Source organism: Streptomyces sp. NPDC046939, assembly GCF_040644575.1.
GTDB lineage: Bacteria > Actinomycetota > Actinomycetes > Streptomycetales > Streptomycetaceae > Streptomyces.
Map to the genome: position 1 here is coordinate 38,227 of NZ_JBEYWV010000028.1, position 19,130 is coordinate 57,356.

Annotated in this window: 15 protein-coding genes; 9 read left to right on the plus strand and 6 right to left on the minus strand. The window is 71.4% G+C overall.

The window, feature by feature from the left end; all coding sequences use genetic code 11:
* Positions 1-11: 11 nt before the first annotated feature.
* Positions 12-1,634 (minus strand): carboxyl transferase domain-containing protein, encoded by a 1,623-nt coding sequence (locus ABZ877_RS27780; RefSeq protein ID WP_361076076.1) that lies wholly within the window; start codon positions 1,632-1,634, stop codon positions 12-14.
* 140 nt (positions 1,635-1,774) lie between these two features.
* On the opposite strand from ABZ877_RS27780, the gene ABZ877_RS27785 reads away from it, so the two are divergent.
* The 4 genes from ABZ877_RS27785 (at position 1,775) to ABZ877_RS27800 (ending at position 5,590) form a co-directional block, all read left to right on the plus strand.
* Positions 1,775-2,365, plus strand: coding sequence for a TetR/AcrR family transcriptional regulator (locus ABZ877_RS27785; protein WP_361076079.1), 591 nt, complete (start codon positions 1,775-1,777; stop codon positions 2,363-2,365).
* A gap of 122 nt (positions 2,366-2,487) precedes the next feature.
* Complete coding sequence (locus ABZ877_RS27790) at positions 2,488-3,645, plus strand: acyl-CoA dehydrogenase family protein (protein ID WP_361076082.1); 1,158 nt, start codon at positions 2,488-2,490, stop codon at positions 3,643-3,645.
* A 35-nt stretch (positions 3,646-3,680) separates the two neighbouring features.
* Positions 3,681-4,577, plus strand: coding sequence for an acyl-CoA thioesterase II (locus ABZ877_RS27795; RefSeq protein WP_361076085.1), 897 nt, complete (start codon positions 3,681-3,683; stop codon positions 4,575-4,577).
* A 20-nt stretch (positions 4,578-4,597) separates the two neighbouring features.
* A complete protein-coding gene (locus ABZ877_RS27800) occupies positions 4,598-5,590 on the plus strand; it encodes a cation diffusion facilitator family transporter (protein ID WP_361076088.1) in 993 nt (330 codons plus the stop codon).
* Positions 5,591-5,791: 201 nt separating this feature from the next.
* Here the strand turns inward: ABZ877_RS27800 and ABZ877_RS27805 are convergent, their stop codons facing one another.
* The gene (locus tag ABZ877_RS27805; RefSeq protein ID WP_361076091.1) at positions 5,792-6,595 is read right to left on the minus strand and encodes a phosphatase; all 804 of its coding nucleotides are present in this window, start codon (positions 6,593-6,595) and stop codon (positions 5,792-5,794) included.
* Positions 6,596-6,779: 184 nt separating this feature from the next.
* Here ABZ877_RS27805 and ABZ877_RS27810 point away from each other — a divergent pair, with 184 nt between their 5' ends.
* From ABZ877_RS27810 to ABZ877_RS27820, 3 genes are read left to right on the plus strand one after another with little or no spacing between them, the layout of a single operon-like run.
* Positions 6,780-7,607 (plus strand): nitrilase-related carbon-nitrogen hydrolase, encoded by an 828-nt coding sequence (locus ABZ877_RS27810; RefSeq protein ID WP_361076094.1) that lies wholly within the window; start codon positions 6,780-6,782, stop codon positions 7,605-7,607.
* Between the two features lie 45 nt (positions 7,608-7,652).
* Positions 7,653-8,639 carry an agmatinase gene (speB, locus tag ABZ877_RS27815; protein ID WP_361076097.1) on the plus strand — a complete coding sequence of 329 codons (987 nt, stop codon included), beginning with the start codon at positions 7,653-7,655 and terminating at the stop codon, positions 8,637-8,639.
* 21 nt (positions 8,640-8,660) lie between these two features.
* Entirely contained in the window at positions 8,661-10,331 is a 1,671-nt protein-coding gene (locus ABZ877_RS27820; protein ID WP_361076100.1) for a thiamine pyrophosphate-binding protein, read from the plus strand.
* Between the two features lie 100 nt (positions 10,332-10,431).
* Here the strand turns inward: ABZ877_RS27820 and ABZ877_RS27825 are convergent, their stop codons facing one another.
* On the minus strand, positions 10,432-10,653 hold the full coding sequence (locus tag ABZ877_RS27825) for a DUF397 domain-containing protein (RefSeq protein WP_361076103.1): 222 nt from the start codon (positions 10,651-10,653) through the stop codon (positions 10,432-10,434).
* Positions 10,646-11,440, minus strand: a complete 795-nt coding sequence (locus tag ABZ877_RS27830; protein ID WP_361076106.1) for a helix-turn-helix transcriptional regulator — start codon at positions 11,438-11,440, stop codon at positions 10,646-10,648. The genes ABZ877_RS27825 and ABZ877_RS27830 overlap by 8 nt, the downstream gene beginning before the upstream one ends.
* A gap of 355 nt (positions 11,441-11,795) precedes the next feature.
* Here ABZ877_RS27830 and ABZ877_RS27835 point away from each other — a divergent pair, with 355 nt between their 5' ends.
* Positions 11,796-12,110 carry a hypothetical protein gene (locus ABZ877_RS27835; RefSeq protein ID WP_361076108.1) on the plus strand — a complete coding sequence of 105 codons (315 nt, stop codon included), beginning with the start codon at positions 11,796-11,798 and terminating at the stop codon, positions 12,108-12,110.
* On the opposite strand, the gene ABZ877_RS27840 is transcribed toward ABZ877_RS27835, so the two are convergent.
* Positions 12,073-12,867 carry an endonuclease gene (locus tag ABZ877_RS27840; RefSeq protein ID WP_361076111.1) on the minus strand — a complete coding sequence of 265 codons (795 nt, stop codon included), beginning with the start codon at positions 12,865-12,867 and terminating at the stop codon, positions 12,073-12,075. The two genes, ABZ877_RS27835 and ABZ877_RS27840, sit on opposite strands and share 38 nt — an antisense overlap.
* 145 nt (positions 12,868-13,012) lie before the next feature.
* Complete coding sequence (locus ABZ877_RS27845) at positions 13,013-15,103, minus strand: glycosyltransferase family 39 protein (RefSeq protein ID WP_361076113.1); 2,091 nt, start codon at positions 15,101-15,103, stop codon at positions 13,013-13,015.
* A gap of 224 nt (positions 15,104-15,327) precedes the next feature.
* Here ABZ877_RS27845 and ABZ877_RS27850 point away from each other — a divergent pair, with 224 nt between their 5' ends.
* A complete protein-coding gene (locus ABZ877_RS27850; protein WP_361076116.1) occupies positions 15,328-19,053 on the plus strand; it encodes an ABC transporter ATP-binding protein in 3,726 nt (1,241 codons plus the stop codon).
* The last annotated feature ends 77 nt before the right edge of the window (positions 19,054-19,130 follow it).

Sequence of the window (19,130 nt, forward strand, 5' to 3'; positions counted from 1 at the left end):
GGTCCCTCCCCTCACATCCGGAAGACGCCGAACCCGCCGGACTTCTCCGGCAGCGGCGCGTTGGCACAGGCGGTCAGGGCCAGGCCCAGGACCTGGCGGGTCTCCAGTGGGTCGATCACGCCGTCGTCCCACAGGCGCGCCGTCGCGTAGTAGGCGCTGCCCTGAGTCTCGTACTGGGCGCGGACCGGGGCCTTGAACGTCTCCTCGTCCTCGGCCGACCACTCCTCGCCGCGCGCCTCCATCTGGTCGCGCTTGACGGTCGCGAGGACCGACGCGGCCTGCTCGCCGCCCATCACGGAGATCTTCGCGCCGGGCCACATCCACAGGAAGCGGGGGGAGTAGGCGCGGCCGCACATCGAGTAGTTGCCCGCGCCGTACGAGCCGCCGATGACGACGGTCAGCTTCGGCACGCGCGTGCAGGCGACGGCGGTGACCATCTTGGCGCCGTGCTTGGCGATGCCGCCCGCCTCGTAGTCCTTGCCGACCATGAAGCCCGAGATGTTCTGCAGGAAGACCAGCGGGATGCCGCGCTGGTCGCACAGTTCGATGAAGTGGGCGCCCTTCTGGGCGGACTCGGAGAACAGGATGCCGTTGTTGGCGACGATGCCGACCGGGTGGCCGTGGATGTGCGCGAACCCGGTGACGAGCGTCTGCCCGTACTCGGCCTTGAACTCGGCGAACCGCGAACCGTCGACCACGCGCGCGATGACCTCGCGTACGTCGTAGGGGGTGCGGGAGTCGACCGGCACCGCGCCGTACAGGCCCGCCGGGTCGACCTTCGGCTCGACGGGCGCCTTCACCGACCATGGCAGCGGGCCGCGCTCGGGGAGCGTGGAGGCGATGGTGCGGACGATGCGCAGCGCGTGCGCGTCGTCCTCCGCGAGGTGGTCGGTGACGCCGGAGACGCGGGAGTGGACCTCGCCGCCGCCCAGCTCCTCGGCCGTCACCACCTCACCCGTGGCCGCCTTCACCAGCGGCGGGCCGCCGAGGAAGATCGTGCCCTGGTTGCGGACGATCACCGCCTCGTCGCTCATCGCCGGGACGTACGCGCCGCCCGCCGTGCACGAGCCGAGGACCGCCGCGATCTGCGGGATGCCCGCGCCCGACATCCGCGCCTGGTTGTAGAAGATCCGCCCGAAGTGCTCGCGGTCGGGGAACACCTCGTCCTGCATCGGCAGGAACGCGCCTCCGGAGTCCACCAGGTACACGCAGGGCAGCCGGTTCTCCAGGGCCACCTCCTGCGCGCGCAGGTGCTTCTTCACCGTCATCGGGTAGTACGTGCCGCCCTTGACCGTCGCGTCGTTCGCCACGATCACGCACTCGCGGCCCGCGACCCGGCCGATCCCGGCGATCACCCCGGCGGCCGGCGCCTGCCCCTCGTACATCCCGTCCGCGGCGAGCGGCGCCAGCTCCAGGAACGGCGAGCCCGGGTCGAGCAGCGCGTCCACGCGGTCGCGGGGGAGCAGCTTGCCGCGCGCGGTGTGCCGCGCCCTGGCCCGCTCGCCGCCGCCGAGCCGGGCCGCGGCGAGCTTGGCGCGCAGCTCCTCGCCGAGCGCCCGGTGGGCCGCCTCATTGGCCTTCCAGGCCTCCGACGCGGGATCCGCCGCGCTCGTCAGCTCCGGTGCCTCGTGCATCCTGCGGTCTCCTCATCAAGCAATGAGCGTCACGGACCCCCTCGGCATGTATGACCGGCGGGCCGTCGAAAACGTTAATGACCGTTAACCTGTTGCGGTCAGGTTAACGGTCGCTAACTCGCCTGTCTAGAATTGGTTCCATGGCCACCAGAACCGACGCCCCCACCCGCCGCGAGCAGATCCTCAAAGAGGCCGCGCGGCTCTTCGCCGAGCGTGGGTTCCACGGGGTCGGGGTCGACGAGATAGGAGCCGCCGTCGGCATCAGCGGCCCCGGCCTGTACCGCCACTTCGCGGGCAAGGACGCGATGCTCGCCGAGCTGCTCGTCGGGATCAGCGGCCAGTTGCTGACCGGCGGCAAGCGGCGCGTCGCCGAGGCGCACTCCGGGCCCGGGGCGCTGCTCGACTCGCTCATCGAGGGCCACATCGACTTCGCGCTCGACGACCGGGACCTGATCACCCTGCACGACCGGGAGCTGGACCGGCTGCGCGACAGCGACCGCAAGCTGGTGCGGCAGTTGCAGCGCCAGTACGTGGAGCTGTGGGTGGACGCGGTGCGCAAGGTGTACCCGGACCTTCTGGAGCCCCACGCGCGCGTGGCCGTGCACGCGGTCTTCGGTCTGCTGAACTCCACGCCGCACCTCAGCCGCCCGGGCTCGCTGCCGGGCCGCGCCGCGACGGCGGCCATGTTGCACAAGCTGGCGCGTGGGGCGTTCGCCGCCGCGGCGGAGTGATGTGTATCTCTGGACGCTCCAGTGACTGGCCGGTAACGTTTCTCTGAGCAAGCGCTTAGTCGCGTATGGCCCGTCTTGTCGGGACACACGCCCTGGACACCGTCGTAGAGGGAGAGTTCTCCGTGCGCCGTACCGTTTTCAATGAGGACCACGAGGCGTTCCGGGAGACCCTGCGCGCCTTCATCGAGGCCGAGGTCGTCCCGCACTACGACGCGTGGTTCCAGGAGGGCATCGTCCCGCGCGAGCTGTACGGCAAGATGGCCGAACTCGGCCTGTTCGGCATCAACGTGCCGGAGGAGTACGACGGCGCGGGCCTCGACACCCACAAGTTCGAGGCCATCCAGTACGAGGAGACCGCGCGCGCGGGCGTCTCCTTCGGCGGCTCCGGCGTCCACGTCCTGCTCGCCCTGCCCTACATCAAGATGCTCGCCACCGACGAGCAGAAGAAGCGCTACCTGCCGAAGTTCGTCTCCGGCGAGGAGATGTGGGCCCTCGCGATGACCGAGCCGGGCACCGGCTCCGACGTCGCGGGCATGAAGACCACCGCCAAGCTCTCCGACGACGGCACGCACTACGTGCTCAACGGCGCCAAGACCTTCATCACCGGCGGCGTCCACGCCGACCGCGTCATCGTCTGCGCCCGCACCTCCGCGCCGCGCGAGGACGACCGCCGCTTCGGCATCTCCCTCTTCGCGGTCGACACCAAGTCCGAGGGCTACTCCATCGGCCGCAAGCTCGACAAGCTCGGCCTGCGCGTCTCCGACACCGCCGAGCTGGCGTTCGTCGACGTCAAGGTGCCCGCCGAGGACCTCCTCGGCGAGGAGAACAAGGGCTTCGGCTACCTCGGCACCAACCTCGCCTCCGAGCGCTGGGGCATCGCCTACGGCGCGTACGCGCAGGCCAAGGCCGCCGTGCGGTTCGCCAAGGAGTACGTCCAGGAGCGCACCGTCTTCGGCAAGCCCGTCGCCTCCTTCCAGAACACCAAGTTCGAGCTGGCCGCCTGCCAGGCCGAGGTCGACGCCGCCGAGGCCGTCGCCGACCGCGCTCTCGAAGCGCTCGACGCCGGTGAGCTGACCGCTGCCGAGGCCGCGTCCGCGAAGCTGTTCTGCACCGAGGTCGCCCACCGCGTCATCGACCGCTGCCTCCAGCTCCACGGCGGCTACGGCTTCATGAACGAGTACCCGATCGCCCGCCTGTACGCGGACAACCGCGTCAACCGCATCTACGGCGGCACCAGCGAGGTCATGAAGATGATCATCGCGAAGAACATGGGCCTGTAACCCGGCCGACAAGCACCTGACGTACACCTACCTGTATGAACCAGGCTCTTGAGTCCCTGCTCGATCTGCTCGACCTGGAGCGGATCGAGCAGGACGTCTTCCGCGGCCAGTCCCGGTCCGCCGTCGTCCCGCGCGTCTTCGGCGGGCAGGTCGCCGCCCAGGCCCTCGTCGCCGCCGGACGCACCGTCCCGGCGGACCGGTTCGCGCACTCCCTGCACGCGTACTTCCTCGTCGCGGGCGACCCGGGCGCGCCCATCGTCTACACCGTCGACCGGATCAGGGACGGGCGCTCCTTCACCACGCGCCGCGTCGTCGCCATCCAGCACGGGCAGCCGATCTTCCACCTCTCCGCGTCCTTCCAGACGTACGAGGAAGGGCTCGACCACCAGGCCCCGATGCCGCCCGCGCCCGACCCCGAGACGCTGCCCACGGCCGCAGAAATGCTGCCGCGCTACCACGACGTGTTCGTCGACCCCGGCGTCGCCGACCGGCTCCTCGAAGCGCGCGAGGCCGTGGACCTGCGGTACGTGGGGGAACCCCCGTTCGCCTTCGTGGGCGACCCGCAGCCGCCGCGCTCGCAGGTCTGGTTCCGCACGAACGGCAAGCTCGACGGCGCCACCGAGGCCACGGAGGACTCCGCGCACCTGTTGCACGTCTGCCTCGCCACCTACGTCTCCGACATGACGCTCCTCGACTCCGTCCTGCTCGCGCACGGGCGCGGCGGCTGGGCCGTCGGCGACGTGGTCGGCGCCTCCCTCGACCACGCCATGTGGTTCCACCGGCCCTTCCGCGCCGACGAATGGCTCCTCTACGACCAGGAGTCACCGTCCGCGTCCGGCGGGCGCGGGCTCGGACAGGCCCGCATCTACACCCGGGACGGACGGCTCGCGATCACCGTCATCCAGGAGGGCGTCGTTCGCGTCCCGCGCTGATCGGACATAACGTCCCGTACATGGATGCACGGGTTGAGCAACGTGATGGAGAGGACGAGACGGGCGAGGCCGGAGGGGAGAGCGTCGCCACCGTCCTCGTCGCCGCCGGGGCGAACCTCGGGATCGCCCTCGCCAAAGCGGTCGCCGGGATCATCAGCGGCTCCAGCGCGATGCTCTCCGAGGCCGCGCACTCCTTCGCCGACACCGTCACCGAACTGCTGCTCCTCACCGCGCTCAAACGCAGCGAGAAACCCGCCGACGAAGAGCATCCGCTCGGGTACGGGGGCGAACGGTACGTGTGGGCGCTGCTCGCGGCCGTCGCCACGTTCGTGGGCGGTGCGGTGTTCTCGCTGTACGACGGCGTCCACACGCTGGTCGCGGGGGAGGAGCTGGGCGACCCGCTGGTGTCGTACATCGTGCTGGCGGTCGCCTTCTTGCTGGAAGGGTTCTCCCTGCGGACCGCCGTCAAGCAGGCGCGGGGCGAGGCGCACCGGGTCCGGGCGCCCTTCCGTACGTATCTGCGGCACACGCCCGACACCGCCGTGAAGGCCGTCGTCCTGGAGGACAGCGCGGCGCTCGCCGGCCTGCTCCTCGCCGCCGGTGGTTTGCTGGGCGGGCAGCTCACCGGGTCCGGGGTCTGGGACGGGGTCGCTTCGCTGTGCATCGGCGTCCTGTTGCTCTGGGTCGCGTGGGTGCTCGGCCGCTCCAACGCGCAGCTCCTCGTGGGGCGGCCGCTGCCCCGCTCCGTCCGGGCCGAGATCCGGGAGATCCTGCTCTCCGGGGAACACGTCGAGGCGGTCCTCGAACTCACCACGCTGGTGCAAGGGCCGCGCGAGGCGCTGGTCGCGGCGAAGGTCGATTTCCGCGACGCGTCCACTGCTGCCCAGATTGAGTGGGCCTGTGAGGAGGCGGCTCGGCGGTTGCGGGAACGGTTCCCCGCGGTGCGCCGGGTCTACCTGGACCCGACCCCGGGGTTCGCGCAGCGCCGGGAGGAAGGGTTGCGGCCCTGGTAGGTACCGGGTTCGGGTGCGGGTCGCGTCGTGGCTGGTCGCGCAGTTCCCCGCGCCCCTGGAGGACCGCGGCTTCGCCGCGCCTCCCCCGCCCCTGAGATGGCGCACGAAGTGCGCATCTCAGGGGCGCGGGGAACTGCGCGACCAGCCACGACGGCGCAGCGGTCGCACACCCACAGACGCCCTACGGCGAGACGGCGACGGCTAGCCCAGCAGGCCCGCGCAGTCCAGCAGGTACGCCGTCATCGGGTCATAGTGGCGCGGGCTCGTCACATGATCGTCCAAGGGGACCGTGACCTGCATCGTGCCCTCCGCCTCCGCCAGGAACAGCGCCGGGTCGTTGCAATCCGCGTAACCGACGGAGTCAAGCCCGCGCTGGGCCGCGCACCCGGCCCAGCCATGATCGGCGACGACCAGGTCGGGCAGCGGACGCCCCTCGCGGAGCAGCCCGTCGAGGATCCGCGTCATGGGCTCGGGCGCGTGCGTGTGCCACAGGGTCGCCCCGCGCTCCAGCATGGCGACGTCGGCGAACTGGAAGACCATACCCTCGTCGGTGGCGAGCCCCTCAGGGATGACGACGATCTCGCAGCCGGCGGCGCGCAGCGCGACGGCGGTCGCCCGGTGGACGTCGAGCAGGCCCCCGGGGTGCCCGGTCGCGAGGAGGACCCGCTGCCGGTCCTGCGCGGCCTTGCGCAGCCGCGCCGCCATCCGTTCGAGCGCGTCGACGGTCAGCTCGGGGTCGATGGTGTCCTGCCCGTACCGGTGCCCGGGGTCGTCGACGACGCCGCAGCGTTCGGCCATGACGGCGAGTACGTCCTGCTCGTCGCCCCAGCGGTCGCCGAGTTCGAGGCCCAGCCAGTAGTGCCGGTCGCCGTTCGCGAGCTTGCGGTAGTGGGAGAGGTTGTTCTCGCGAGGGGTGGCCACATCGCCCGCGATGCGGGTACGGACGAGGTGCTCGATCAGGGCGGCACGGGTCGGACTGTCGCTGGGGATCCCGGGTATCGGCATGGGTCCATTGTGCCCAGGGCCGGGCGGCGGCGTTGATCGGTCCCGGAAGGTGGACGGGCGTCGGGGCTGTACAGGATGGACAGGTGGGGCGGCGGATTGCGCCCCGGAGGCGTTCGGAAGGCGCGCCCGGCAGAGGCATCCTGGGGAGCGTCCGGATCCATGACGTCAGCGAAGGTGCTCAAGCGTGACGACGACGACCGTGGCCTGCGCCCAGCTCGCCCTCGCGGTGGGTGACACGGCCGGGAACCTGGCGGCCGCCGAACAGGCGATCCGCGCCGCGGCCGACGCCGGGGCGCGCGTCGTCGTGCTGCCGGAGCTGGCCAACAGCGGCTATGTCTTCGCCGACCCGGCGGAGGCCCGCGCCCTCGCCGAACCGGCCGACGGGCCGACCGTCACCGCCTGGCGGGAAGCCGCCCGCCGCCACGGCGTGACGCTGGTCGCGGGCTTCGCCGAACTGGACGAGGACGGCCTGGTCCGCAACTCGGCCGTGCTCATCGACCCCACCGGCACCGTCCGCGCCGTCTACCGCAAGGTCCACCTCTTCGGCACCGAGAAGGACTTCTTCGTGCCCGGGGACCAGGCCCCGCCCGTCGTCGACGTCGAGGGCGTCGGCCGGATCGGCGTCATGGTCTGCTACGACGTCGAGTTCCCCGAGTGGGTGCGGCGCACCGCCCTGGCCGGCGCCGAACTGCTCTGCGCCCCCGTGAACTGGCCGCTCTTCCCGCGCCCGGAGGGCGAGCGCCCCGGCGAGGTCGTCCGCGTTCAGGCCGACGCCGCCGTCAACCGGATCTACGTCGCCGCCTGCGACCGGGCCGGGGAGGAGCGCGGCGTCCCCTGGACCGGGGGCTCCGTGATCGTCGACCCGGACGGCTTCCCGCTCGCCGGGCACACCCCGACCGAGGGCCCCGCCCTGCTGCTCGCCTCCTGCGACCTCGCGACCGCCCGCGACAAGCGCCTCGGCGAGCACAACGACGTGTTCGGGGACCGCCGCCCCGAGCTGTACGGCGACTGACCGACGCCGCCGAACCCTTACCCGTACGTCCGTGAAAGGCACCCCGTGACCAACGAGCAGCAGAGCACCCCGGCCGGACCGGTCGGCCCCGTCGACTCCTCGCGCATCCCGCGCTACGCGGGACCCGCCACCTTCGCCCGCCTGCCGCGCCTCGACGAGGTCGGGACGGCGGACGTGGCCGTGGTCGGCGTGCCGTTCGACACCGGGGTCTCCTACCGGCCCGGCGCCCGCTTCGGTGGCAACGCGATCCGTGAGGCGTCCCGGCTCCTGCGCCCGTACAACCCGGCGCAGGACGCGTCGCCGTTCGCGCTCGCGCAGGTGGCGGACGCGGGTGACATCGCGGCGAACCCGTTCAACATCAACGAGGCCGTCGAGACGATCGAGGCGGCGGCCGACGACCTGCTCGCCACCGGCGCCCGCATGATGACGCTCGGCGGCGACCACACCATCGCGCTGCCCCTGCTCCGCTCCGTCGCCAAGAAGCACGGCCCGGTCGCCCTGCTCCACTTCGACGCGCACCTCGACACCTGGGACACGTACTTCGGCGCCGAGTACACGCACGGCACGCCGTTCCGCCGCGCCGTGGAGGAGGGCATCCTCGACACGTCGGCGCTCTCCCACGTCGGCACGCGCGGCCCGCTCTACGGCAAGCAGGACCTCACCGACGACGAGAAGATGGGCTTCGGCATCGTCACCTCGGCGGACATCTACCGGCGCGGCGCCGACGAGGTCGCCGACCAACTCCGCCAGCGCATCGGCGACCGCCCGCTCTACATCTCCATCGACATCGACTGCCTCGACCCGGCGCACGCCCCCGGCACGGGCACGCCCGAGGCGGGCGGCATGACCTCGCGCGAGCTGCTTGAGATCCTGCGCGGCCTGGCCTCCTGCAACGTCGTCTCGGCCGACGTGGTCGAGGTGGCGCCCGCGTACGATCACGCGGAGATCACCGCCGTCGCCGCCTCGCACACCGCGTACGAGCTGACGACGCTCATGACCCGGCAGATCGCGGAGTCCCGGACGGCCTCCTGAACGACGTTTGAGGAGTCATGCATGACCCACGACCACGACCTGGTCCTGCGCCCCACGCCCCGCCAGACGGAGGCGGCCCTCAACCCGCCGCCGGGGCGCACGGGCGGCGACCTCGTCGTGGAGGCGCTCGCGGGTCTCGGCGCGTCCACCGTCTTCGGCCTCCCCGGCCAGCACGCCCTCGGCCTCTTCGACGCGCTGCGCCGCTGCGACCTGCTGCGCTACGTGGGCCTGCGGACCGAGCTGAACGCCGGGTTCGCGGCGGACGCGTACGGCCGGGTCACCGGCGAGGTCGCCCCGCTGTTCGTGTCGACGGGCCCCGGCGCCCTCCTGACCCTGCCCGCGCTCCAGGAGGCGGCGGCGGCCTCCGCCCCGGTGCTCGTGGTGGCTAGCCAGGTCCCGGTGGCGGGGCTGGGCGGCGGACGCCGGGGCCATCTGCACGAGCTGAAGGACCAGCAGGCGGCCTTCCGTGACGTGGTGAAGTCGGTCCACCCGGTCCGCACCCAGTCCCAGATCCCGTCCGCGATCGCGGCGGCCTGGGAATCGGCGCTGAGCGTGCCGCATGGCCCGGTGTACGTGGAGATCCCGCAGGATGTCCTGGAGGCTCCCGCGACGCTCCCCGTACTGTCGGCGGCGGACGCCTTCCCGCACGAACTGGCACCGGCGCCCGAACTCACGGCCCTGGCCGCCGACTTGCTGACCCGTGCCGAACGCCCCGCGATCATCGCGGGCGGCGGCGTGATCCGCGCGGACGCGGCGGGCAAGCTGCGCGAACTGGCGGAGCGGCTGTCCGCCCCGGTCGCGTGCACGTACGGCGGCAAGGGCGCGTTCCCCTGGGACCACCCGCTCTCGCTCCAGTCATGGCTGGAGGACCGCCACATGACGGAGTTCCTTGAAGCGGCCGACGTCCTCCTTGTGATCGGCTCGGGCCTCGGCGAACTGTCCTCGAACTACCACACCTTCGCCCCGCGCGGCCGAACCATCCAGATCGAGGCGGACGCGGGCAAGCTGGAGTCCAACCACCCGGCCCTCGGCATCCACGCGGACGCCCGCCTGGCACTGCAAGCGCTGCTCGAAACGGTGGAGGAGGAGCGGGCGGACGCCGGGGCGCCGGCCCGGGTCGCCGAGGTCCTGCGCGCCGTACGTGAACGCATCCAGGGTCAGGACCTGACCCTGGAGCAGGAGGTGCTGTCCTCGATCCGGGCGGCGCTCCCGCCCCGCTCCCCGTCCTTCTGGGACATGACGATCCTCAGCTACTGGGCCTGGGCCGCCTGGCCCGACGCGATGCACTCCGCCCAGGGCGCGGGCGGCCTCGGCTACGCCTACCCGGCCGCTCTCGGCGCGGCGGCGGCCGACCCGACGACGCCGGTTCTCGCGGTCTCCGGCGACGGCGGCGCCCTGTACTCGATCGCCGAACTGGCCACGGCGAAGCAGGAGTCTTCGAACGTGACCTGGCTGATCGTCGACGACGGCGGCTACGGCATCCTGCGCGAGTACGCGACGGCCGCGTACGGCTCCGCCGTCGGCACGGACCTGACTGGCCCGGACTTCACGGCCCTGGCCGAGTCCTTCGGCGTACCGGCGGTCCGTACGTCACCGGAGACGCTCCGGGACGACCTGTCGACGGCGCTCAGGGCGCCGGGGCCGCGAGTGGTCGTACTGTCGGCGCGGTTGAGGATGTTCGCGCCGACGTGACCCTGCGCGTCCGCTTTGACCCCCGCGATGAACGAGCCCCAGCCCTGTGCGGAGATGAGCAGGGCGGGGCCCTAACTCCCGGAGCCGCTCGTTGCTTCAGTCATTCGCAGAGGCGTCCTTCCTTGAGTGCGGTGATGAACGTCGCCCAGTGTGGTGTGGAGATGAGCACTGCGGGCCCGTTCGGGGTTTTGGAGTCGCGGACGGGGACGCCGGTGGGGTGGTGGTCCAGGACTTCCAGGCAGCTTCCGCCCTCGCTGCCGCTGTAGGAGGACTTGCGCCAGCCGTTCAGCGCGGCTGCGTTCGGGATGAGCGGGTCAGTCATGATGTCCGTAGTCCTTCGCTGTCGCTCTCAGTAGGGCCAGTGACTCCTTGAGTGGCAGTGCGTCGCTCAGCGCAAGATCGTAACGAGCTTGCAGCTGCTGAACCATGGCGGGGGATTCATGGACCTTGCCCATGCGTACCCCTTCGCTGTACGCCACAGGCGGCTGGTCATCGAACCACATCAGCGTCAGCATGCCTTCGAGCAGCGGGTGGAAGCCCAACGATCGCGGCAGCACGTGTACGCGGATACGTCTCGACTCCGCCAACCTCACGATGTGCGTCACCTGCTCGGCCATCACGGCAGGGCCGCCCATGGGGCGACAAAGAACGCCCTCGTCGAGGAGCGCCCACACCATGGGCGACACGGGGTTCTCAAGGATCTTCGCCCTTTCAAGGCGTGTGACAACGAGCCTGTCACATTCCTTTTCGCCCAGGGGAGGGTACGAAGGGCCCAGAACCGCACGGGCGTATCGCTCCGTCTGGAGGATGCCGGGAACGAACGAGAGCGCGAACTCACGCAGCTCCGTGGCTTGTTGTTCGAGCCGGTGGGCGGTCTCGAAGTGCTCCGCTATGGCCACGTCGCTGTCCGGCAGGAAGCTGCTCAATACATCACCGGTGTTCAACGCCTTGTCCAAGCGGCGCGCGTCCTCCTTGGAGGGCAAGCGGCGCCCCGCCTCGATGTGTGCGATGTGCGAACGCGTCATCACGGCCGCCACCGCAAGCTCCTGCTGCGTCAGGCCGGCCGCCTCACGTGCCGACCGCAACCAGTCCCCATAGGTATTACTCAACGTCAGCTCCCGTGTGACAGATGCTTTGTCACATCCGACCCTCTGGCGAGCCTAGCTCTCGCGGTCTCACTCTGTGAGCGGATCGCTACACAGCGATATCCGTGCACCGCACAGGAGTTGAAGACGTGTTCCACCTCATCGCCCGCCTGGCCGAGCCGCTGTTCCGGCTCCTCCGGCCCGCCCCCGGGTGTCCCCGGTGCGCCGGGCATTCGCCGCCCGCGCCCCCACCCGTACCGCTGGTTCCACCCATGCCGCCGGACCCGCCGCGCCGCCCGTCCCCGCACCTGGCCCCGTTGCGGGGAGAGGATTCCCGGCTCGTGCGCCCGTACGTACTCGTGAGTGAGGTGACCGCGTGATGTCCGGTCGGCCGCGGCTTCTGCCCTGGGTCAATCTCGACGGCCACCCCTGCTACCTCTTCACCGATGCGAGCGGGACCAGCCACCTGTCCCGGATGGCCGACGACATCGAGGCCATTCAGCTCGACATGGCCGACGATCTGCTCGGCCATGCCGTCGATCTCATCGGCGACAGCAGCGCGACAGCCTCACAACTCCGTTACCTGGCGGCGCGGTTGACGGAGTCGCTGAACGACGTGCACCGTGTCGCCCGCAGCAGGGGTGAGCGACTCGCGGCTACCAGATCGACTCCACCCACTCCGGGTGGTCGATGAACGGGTTCCGGTTGTGCTGGTAGGTGTCGTAGATGACCTGGTTGCGCTTCTCCTCGAAGGCGCTCGGCGGGTCCTCGTCGCTCCACTGCTTGAGGACGGAGAGCTTGCCCATGTAGGGGGCGCTGCCGTTGCTGACCTTCTCGTTGGGTTCCAGGTCGGCGAAGCCGTCGCCGCCGTCGTAACGCACGGCCATGTAGAGGATCATGCGGGCGACGTCGCCCTTGTCCGCGTCGCGCGGCTCGAAGGAGTCCGAGTCGGTGAGGCTGCCGCCGCCGCCCGTGACGGTGCTGCCGCCGTTGTCGAAGTCCTTGTTGCCGCGGACGCTGTTGACCTGGACGTCGGCGGGGCGCAGGTGGTGCAGGTCGGTGCCGGGGCCCGTCACCTCGCCGAAGTCGCCGTGGGACTTGGCCCAGGTGTGCTCACGGTTCCAGTCGCCGGTGTCCCCGCCGTTGAGGGACTTGGCCCGCGAGACGCCGCTGTACAGCAGGATCACGTTGTTGCTGTTGTTCGGGTCCTGGTCGGTGACCTTCAGCGCGTCCCAGACGGCGGAGTACGAGATCTTCGTCTGGCTGCTGACGATCGTGTGCAGCGAGGACTTGAGGCTCGCCCCCGTCTTGCCGATCGCGTTCTTGTAGTACGTGGAGTCGTACGCGGTCGTGGTCGCCGAGGCCGGGCCTGCGGCGGCGAGGGGAAGAGTGACGGCTGTGAGCAGGCCGGCGGCGGTGAGGGCGATGGTGCGTATGTGGGCTCCGGGCATGGGGGGTGTCCGTCCGTTCTACGCGGGTTGACTCGGTAGATCGGAGCGTGACATGAACACGTAGAGGATGGGTGAACGCGCGGCGTCGGTTGTGTGTCGGAAACGGCCCCTGAGCAGGCGTCAGGGGCCGTTCTGTACGCGGCTGTCAGCTCGCGTCCGATGCGTCCAGCCTGTAGAGCGACTGGGACTGGGTCGCGGACCCGGAGCCCGCGTACTCGCTCGCCTTCACCGCCGTGCCGTGCTTCTTCACCCACGCGGTGACCTCGGACGAGACGTCGTTGCCGCCGCCCATGCCGCCCCCACCCATGCCGCCGCCGAGCTGGATGTAGTGCAGCTCGCCCTTCCTCACCAGCTCCTTCAGCTTGGTGAGCGTCATCGCCTTGTCGCTGCCGGACCAGCCCCACATGGAGATGACCGGCTGCTTCGTGGCGACGATCATCTGCGCCGCGCTCTGCGAACTGGACACGGCCAGCAGCCACTTGGCGCCGTCGCGGTGCTTCTCCAGGTAGGCGGTGAGCCCACTGTCGGCGCCACCACCGTTCATGCCGCCCTCCATGCCGCCGCCACCCATGCCGTCATTCGTACGGCCGTCTCCGGTGCCGCCCGGCGGCGTACCCATCTCGGCCCCGCCGGGCATCTCGCCCCCACCGAACCGCCCACCCCTTGGCATCTCCCCGTCACCCGGGAATCCACCCCGGCCGCCCCCACCCCCGGGCCCACCCATCCCGCCGCCCCCCGTCGTCGGCCCCGCCGTCGGGTTCGTGCCGCCCATGCCGCCCGCACCACCCGCCCCGCCCGCCGACGAGGGGACCGACCACGCGTACGCCGCCGGGCCCGCGACCGACGCCGCCACGGCCGCCGCGACGGACACCGCGAGGAGGCGCAGGCGGTGGCCCGACGCCGTACGGAAGAGCAGCAGACCAGCGATCGCCGCCGCCATGACCAGCGCGATCGCCGGCCACAGCCACCCGTTCCAGCCGGAGGCCCGCCGCAGCAGCACGACCGCCCACAGCCCGGTCACGCCGAGGGCGACCGGCAGCATCCACGCCCAGCGCCGGTCCGTGCGGAACGCGCGGAGGAGCATCAGGCCGCCGCCTCCGCACAGCGCCGCGATGCCGGGGGCCAGCGCCGTCGTGTAGTACGGGTGCATCGTGCCCTCGGCCAGGGCGAAGGTCAGGTAGTGCAGGACCGTCCAGCCGCCCCAGAGGATGAGCGCGGCGCGGGCCGGGTCCGTGCGCGGGGCGCGGCCGCGCAGGATCAGGCCGCCGACGAGCGCGATGCCCGCGAAGGGGAGCAGCCAGGAGATCTGGCCGCCGAGCACGTCGTTGAAGAGGCGGCCGATCCCGGCGCTCCCGGAGAAGCCGCCGCCTCCGCCGCCACCCCCGCCCATGTTGCCGTCGCCGCCGAGGACCCGGCCGAGGCCGTTGTAGCCCATGATCAGGTCCCAGGCCGTGCCGTCCGTCGAGCCGCCGATGTACGGGCGCTCGGACGCGGGGACGAACGAGACCGCCGCCGCCCACCAGAAGCTGGCCACCGCGAGCGCGGCCCCGGCGATCAGCAGGTGCCGCACCCGTCGCCACAGGCCGCCTCGGGCCGCGTACAGATAGACGGCGAAGACGGCGGGCAGGGCGATGTAACCCTGGAGCATCTTGGTGTTGAAGGCGAGTCCGAAGCAGACGGCCGAGCCGATCAGCGGCAGGAGCCGGCCGGTGCGCGTCGCCCGCAACGCCAGGGCCGCGCCCGCCACCATCAGCAGGACGAGCAGCGCGTCCGGGTTGTTGTCGCGGTTGATCGCGACCGTGATGGGGGTGAGCGCGAGGACGAGCGCGGCGACGGCCGCAGCGCCGTGGCCCCACACCCGCTTCACGGACGCGTGCAGGATCCAGATGGTGCCGAGCGCCGCCGCGATCAGCGGCAGCATCATCTGCCACGTGCCGAAGCCGAGGACGCGGCAGGACAGGCCCATCACCATCAGGACGAACGGTGGCTTGTCCACGGTCAGGAAGTTGCCCGCGTCCAGGGAGCCGAAGAACCACGCCTTCCAGCTCTCGGTGCCGCTGAGCACGGCCGCGCTGTAGAAGCTGTTGAGGCCGGAGGAGGAGAGGTTCCAGGAGTACAGGACCCCGGCCAGCGCGAGGACCGCGAGCAGGGCGGGCAGCGACCAGCGCGGGGCCCTGGCCGGGGGCGCGGCGGAGTCGGGATTGTCGGGGAAGCGGGGAACGGTGGCTGAGGTCACCTGGTCACCGTGCCGGGCCCGTGTGGGTGCGCACTGTGGCCGACCTGGGGGTTGTCTGTGGATCAGGGGTACCGCAGGGAAGCCCTCAATTGTCCCGCAGGGAAGCCCTCAATCGTTCGCGCAGGGAAGCCCCCAATTGTTAAGGAGGGATGAAATCCGCTTCGCCGCGTGTTGGCCCTTCGGCGGAATCGACAACAGCTCGACGAAAGTGGAAGGTGCACGGCGTGGCGGAGGAACGGGGCTGGGCGCGCAGGCTCGCCGGGTATGCGTGGCGGTACCCCAAGGACGTGCTGCTCGCGCTCGGGGCCTCGCTCGGCGGGATGGCCGTCATGGCGCTCGTCCCGCTGATCACCAAAGTCATCATCGATGACGTGATCGGGGACCACTCCCGGTCCATGGGGACCTGGGTGGGCGTGCTGATCGGCGCCGCCGTCGTCGTGTACGTGCTCACGTACATCCGCCGGTACTACGGCGGGCGCCTCGCCCTCGACGTCCAGCACGACCTGCGCACCGAGATGTTCGGGACGATCACGAAGCTGGACGGGCGGCGTCAGGACGAGCTGTCCACGGGGCAGGTCGTCGGCCGCGCCACCAGCGACCTCCAGCTCATCCAGGGGCTGCTGTTCATGCTCCCGATGACCATCGGGAACGTCCTGCTCTTCGTCATCTCGCTCGCCATCATGGCGTGGCTCTCGCTGCCGCTGACCCTGGTCGCGCTCGCCGTCGCGCCCGCCCTGTGGGTCATCGCCAAGCGCAGCCGCTCCCGGCTGCACCCGGCGACCTGGTACGCGCAGGCGCAGGCCGCCGCCGTCGCCGGGGTCGTCGACGGCGCCGTCAGCGGCGTCCGCGTCGTGAAGGGGTTCGGGCAGGAGGAGCAGGAGACCGGGAAGCTGCGCGAGGTCGGGCGGCGGCTGTTCGCCGGGCGCCTGCGCACCATCCGCCTGAACAGCAAGTTCACGCCCGCCCTCCAGGCCGTGCCCGCCCTCGGCCAGGTCGCGATGCTGGCCCTCGGCGGCTGGCTGGCCGTGCGCGGGCAGATCACGCTCGGCACGTTCGTCGCGTTCTCCTCCTACCTCGCCCAGCTCGTCGGACCGGTCCGGATGCTCGCCATGGTCCTCACCGTCGGCCAGCAGGCCCGCGCGGGCGCCGAGCGCGTCCTCGAACTCATCGACACCGAGCCCTCGATCCAGGACGGCACGAAGGAACTGCCCGCCGACGCGCCCGCGACCGTCGAGTTCGACGACGTGTCCTTCGCCTACGCGGACGCCGACCACCCCGTCCTCGACGGCCTCTCCTTCGAGATCCGTGCCGGTGAGACCCTCGCCGTCGTCGGCTCCTCCGGCTCCGGCAAGTCCACCGTCTCGCTGCTCCTGCCGCGCTTCTACGACGTCTCGCGCGGCGCCGTCCTCATCGGCGGCCACGACGTGCGCGAGCTGACCCTGGACTCGCTGCGCGCCGCGATCGGCCTCGTCCCCGAGGACTCGTTCCTCTTCTCCGACACCGTGCGCGCCAACCTCGCCTACGGCGCCCCGGACGCCACCGACGAGCAGATCGAGGCCGCCGTACGCGCCGCGCAGGCGGACCGGTTCATCGCCGAGCTGCCCGACGGCTACGACACCAAGGTCGGCGAGCACGGGCTCACCCTCTCCGGCGGCCAGCGCCAGCGCCTCGCGCTGGCCCGCGCCATCCTCACCGACCCGCGTCTGCTCGTCCTCGACGACGCCACCTCGGCCGTCGACGCGCGCGTGGAGCACGAGATCCACGAGGCGCTGCGCGGCGTCATGGCGGGCCGCACCACCCTCCTCATCGCCCACCGCCGCTCCACCCTGGGCCTCGCCGACCGCATCGCCGTCCTGGACGAAGGCCGCCTCGCCGCCCTCGGCACCCACGAGGAGCTGGAGGCGAACTCGCCGCTCTACCGGCGCCTGCTCACCGACCCGGACGAGCTGGGCGGTGTCTCGCCAGGACACGCGCTGCCCGCCGCCTCCGAACGGCCCGAGGACACCTCCGTACGGGACGAGCTGGACGCCGAGTTCGACGCCGAGCGGGGCGTCACCCCCAGGCTGTGGACGGGCGACCGCGAACCCAAGGACACCGCCCTGTCCGGGATGCCCGCCACACCCGAGCTGCTGGCGCAGGTCGAGGCGCTGCCGCCCGCCACCGACACCCCGGACATCGACGAGGCGCGGGCCGTCACCCCCGAGAAGTCCTACGGGCTCCGCCGCCTCCTGCGCGGATTCGGCCGGCCGCTGCTCATCAGCCTCGCGCTGGTCGCCGTCGACGCGGGCGTGGGCCTGCTCCTGCCCATCCTCATCCGGCACGGCATCGACGAAGGCGTGTCGCGGATGGCGCTCGGCGCCGTGTGGACGGCCGCCGCGCTCGCCCTGGTCGCCGTGCTGGTCCAGTGGGCCGCGCAGATCGGCGAGACCCGGATGACCGGGCGTACCGGCGAGCGCGTCCTGTACTCGCTGCGGCTGAAGATCTTCGCCCAGCTCCAGCGGCTCGGGCTCGACTACTACGAGCGCGAGCTGACCGGCCGGATCATGACCCGGATGACCACCGACGTGGACGCCCTGTCGACGTTCCTCCAGACCGGGCTCGTCACCGCGTTCGTCTCCGTCGTCACGTTCTTCGGCATCATGGTCGCCCTGCTCGTCATCGACGTACAGCTCGCCCTCGTCGTCTTCGCGACGCTGCCGCCGCTGATCATCGGCACCGTCTTCTTCCGCCGCTCCAGCGTCAAGGCGTACGAGCTGGCGCGCGAGCGCGTCTCCGTCGTCAACGCCGACCTCCAGGAGTCCGTCGCCGGGCTGCGGATCGTGCAGGCGTTCCGGCGCGAGAAGGACGGCGCGGAGCGGTTCGCCGCGGGCAGCCAGGCGTACCGCAAGGCCCGTATCCGCGGCCAGTGGCTGATCTCGGTGTACTTCCCGTTCGTGCAGCTCCTGTCGTCCGTCGCTGCCGCCGCCGTCCTCATGGTCGGCGCGCACCGGGTCGACGCGGGCACGCTGACGACCGGTGCGCTCGTCGCCTACCTCCTCTACATCGACCTGTTCTTCGCTCCAGTGCAGCAGCTCTCCCAGGTCTTCGACGGCTACCAGCAGGCCACCGTCTCCCTCGGCCGCATCCAGGAGCTGCTGCGCGAACCGGCCTCGACGAAGAACCCGCGCACCCCGCGCGACGTGCCCGCCCTGCGCGGCGAGATCGCCTTCGAGGACGTCGACTTCGCGTACGGCGCCGATGACGAGCCCGAGGCGGCGCTCAGGGACGTGAACCTGCGCATCCCCGCCGGACAGACCGTCGCCTTCGTCGGCGAAACCGGCGCGGGCAAGTCGACGCTGGTCAAGCTGGTCGCCCGGTTCTACGACCCGACCGGCGGCCGGGTCACCGTCGACGGCACCGACCTGCGCGACCTCGACCTCACCGCCTACCGGCACCGGCTCGGCGTCGTCCCGCAGGAGGCGTACCTCTTCCCCGGCACGATCCGCGACGCCATCGCCTACGGGCGGCCCGACGCGAGCGACGCCCAGGTGGAGGCGGCGGCCCGCGCGGTCGGCGCGCACGACATGATCGCCACCCTGGACGGCGGCTACCTGCACGAGGTCGCCGAGCGGGGCCGCAACCTCTCCGCCGGACAGCGCCAGCTCATCGCGCTGGCCCGCGCCGAACTCGTCGACCCGGACATCCTCCTGCTCGACGAGGCGACGGCCGCCCTCGACCTCGCCACGGAGGCGCAGGTCAACCAGGCCACCGACCGCATCGCGGGCAGGCGGACCACCCTCGTCGTCGCCCACCGCCTGACGACGGCGGCCCGCGCCGACCGCGTCGTGGTGATGGACCACGGCCGCGTCGCCGAGGACGGCACGCACGACGAGCTGCTCGCGCGCGGCGGCAAGTACGCCGAGCTGTGGCGGACCTTCATCGGCGAGGACGTCAGCACGACGGCGGCGTGACCGTGCCGTGCAACCGTGCGGGCCGTCTCCCGCGTCCGTACCTCAGTACGCTGAGGCCGAGGCGACGGGAGCGGCGA